General features: G+C 36.7%; 3 protein-coding genes. All 3 read right to left on the reverse strand.

All coding sequences use genetic code 11. The annotated features are described in order from the left end of the window. Window positions 1–75: 75 nt before the first annotated feature. Window positions 76–942, reverse strand: coding sequence for a bile acid:sodium symporter family protein (locus tag HMPREF9073_RS14455; protein WP_009414371.1), 867 nt, complete (start codon window positions 940–942; stop codon window positions 76–78). A 16-nt stretch (window positions 943–958) separates the two neighbouring features. Beyond that, entirely contained in the window at window positions 959–1,882 is a 924-nt protein-coding gene (locus HMPREF9073_RS14460) for a hypothetical protein (protein WP_009414372.1), read from the reverse strand. A gap of 128 nt (window positions 1,883–2,010) precedes the next feature. Next, window positions 2,011–2,644, reverse strand: a 634-nt coding sequence (locus HMPREF9073_RS14465; RefSeq protein ID WP_009414373.1) for a gliding motility-associated C-terminal domain-containing protein, incomplete at its 5' end; no start/stop codon positions are given.

Here is a 2,644-nt window from a genome sequence, read left to right on the forward strand (position 1 = left end):
GGACTTTGACAAAGTTTATGATGCAAAAGTGATTCTGAGACTTTTTGGACAGCGTCTTTTATTTATCAGTTGTTGTTATCTTTTTAGTCTGATAGTAATAAGGGCAAAAGCAAAAGTGGTAAAGAAAGAAAAAATTGCATAGACAAGGGCGGGTTTGGTCATATCGGTATTGCCTATGAGGGTTCCTGCTACTAATATAGCTAAAGCTGTGTTTTGCAGTCCTACTTCTATACTAATAGTTGTTGCTTGTACTCCTGAGAGTTTAAAGGTTTTTAAAGCGATAAAATAGCTGAGTATCATTGCACTGAGGTGCATTAGCAGTGTAGCAGGCAAAAGACGAATTATCTCATCTACCGAGATACCACTACCTCCTGATTGTTTATCTCCAAAGAATTTAATAAAAAAAACAATTCCCAATAATATCGTATTGATAACCTTTAAAGGAAAACGGATTTTAAGGGATATGTTAGGAAAAAATCGGTTGAAAAACAAACCTAACAAGGCGGGAATGATGATAATTTTAGCTACTTCCCAGACCATATTGAGGATAGGTAAAGAAACTTCGGTATGACTTCCCATAAAGATTGCTACTGCCCAATTAGACAACAGTGGAATGGAGAACAGAATGAGCAGACTGTTGATAGCAGTAAGCGCGACGGCTAAAGCGGTATCGGCTTTGATGAGATAGCTGATAAAGTTAGAGGTTGTTCCGCCAGGACATATTGCGACGATGATGAGTCCGACTTTTTCGGCTGGAGGGAGATTAACTAATTCGGCAATAATAAATGCACAAATAGGCAGAAAGACCATCTGCAAGAAAAGCCCCAAGTATAGGGGTTTTGATTTTTTGAATATATTCTCGAAATCGGCAAAGCGAAGGGAGCTGCCTATCGCAAAGGTGATAAGCATCAGAACTGCCGAAAGAAGATAATCTATAAACATTAGTAATTAGGTTTTTCTAATAAGTGTAAGTATAATTGGCTTTATGGTTGCTATTTTTCTTGTATTCCATTGATTTAGGGCTGTTGTTGCTGTTCCATTGATAAGAGAAAGAGCGAGTAGCATTCTCTAAATCTTGGTAGTTCGCTTGAGTGTTGTTATACAGATTGTTTGTATAAGAAACAACATTATGAGCGGCAGATCTTAGCAGAGGATCCCTATAATAATCGCCATAGTAGTTGTAGTTACTTATCAACTCTATTTCAGCTAAATATTTAAAGAGGTCTCGTTGATAGATATTCGGTTTATTATCGTATTGATAAGTACAAGTGCCTTTGGTTTCTTCTCTAGGTATATTGCCTATATAAACTATTTTCTCAAAGGAAGCTACTGTGCCATCGGGATTGAGAGTATAGGTAAAACGGTCGTTAGAACCAGGAGTAGGATCGGTGGCAATCATTTTTATTTTATTAGCTTCATAAGTATAACTATATTTTTTTGTTTCAGTTCCATCAACCGTAGTTTTACTCGCTACTTTGTTATTAAGATATTCATAGGTAATTTTTTGAACATTATCACTACGAATGATAGATTGTAAGTGATTTTCACTGTAATTAAAATTATAAGAATAATTTCTATTGCTTTGAGAATTACTTTTGAGGGTGATTCTTTTTATCAAATCACCTTCATAGTCAATGGTATAGACTTCATCTGTAGTAATAGATCCATCTTCTACTATTCTTACTCTACTGAAAGTTGTTATTTTATTTCCAGTTAAAGTATAAGTATCCGTAGTTTTTACGGTTTTCCCTATGGAAGTAGTTACCTCTTCTACAATTGTTTTAGGGAAAACGTTACTATAGGTAGTTTCATTGTTATTATCGTCTTTTCTACAAGAGAGCAGTACAAGAGTAAGTCCTGCTAATAATACTATTTTTCTCATTTTTGATACGCTTTGATGGGACAAAGGTAGCAATAATTTTTTAATTAGCCAATTTGTAGTTGAGCAAAATCATAAAAAGGACTGCCAGATCGATTCTGGACAGTCCTTTTTTCTATGAACTCATTTAATTATTTCTTGAGATATAACCAACCTACTTCAGATTGTTTTTTATTATTCTGATCGTAGTATTCGATTACATAATAGTAAGTACCTTGAGGGAGTTTATCGGCAGCTTCGACGGTTGCACGGGCGTCGGAGATTCCTCTAAACACGCGGGTTACGTTGTCGTAGCCGTTTACCTCGAATACTTTCACGCCCCAACGGTTGTAAATACGTACCACATTGTTTGGATAGTTTTCTATGCCACCAATATAGAAGTGGTCGTTTTTACCGTCGCCATTTACTGACATACCACTGTAAGGGATGATTTTATTCACTACTTCTACGGTTACTGTAGCAGAGCTACATCCAGCGGAGTTACAGATTTCGTACACAAAGGTATCGGTTCCTGTAAATCCTGTGTGAGGACGGTACTCTATTGTGTTATCGCTATTTACCATCACTGTACCATTTGCTGGAGAGGTTACTACATTAGGGGTAGTTGCTCCGTTGAGGGTATCGTTTGGCAATACTGCAATATTTACAGGTGTATTCACTGCTGTAGATGCTCTATCATCCGCCGCTACTGGCAATACTGTAGGAGTTACTGTTGTAGGTGATACAGTGATTGTTACTACACCTGTTACACAACTTGTAGGGGTT

It is taken from the genome of Capnocytophaga sp. oral taxon 326 str. F0382 (assembly GCF_000318295.1).
Lineage (GTDB): Bacteria > Bacteroidota > Bacteroidia > Flavobacteriales > Flavobacteriaceae > Capnocytophaga > Capnocytophaga periodontitidis.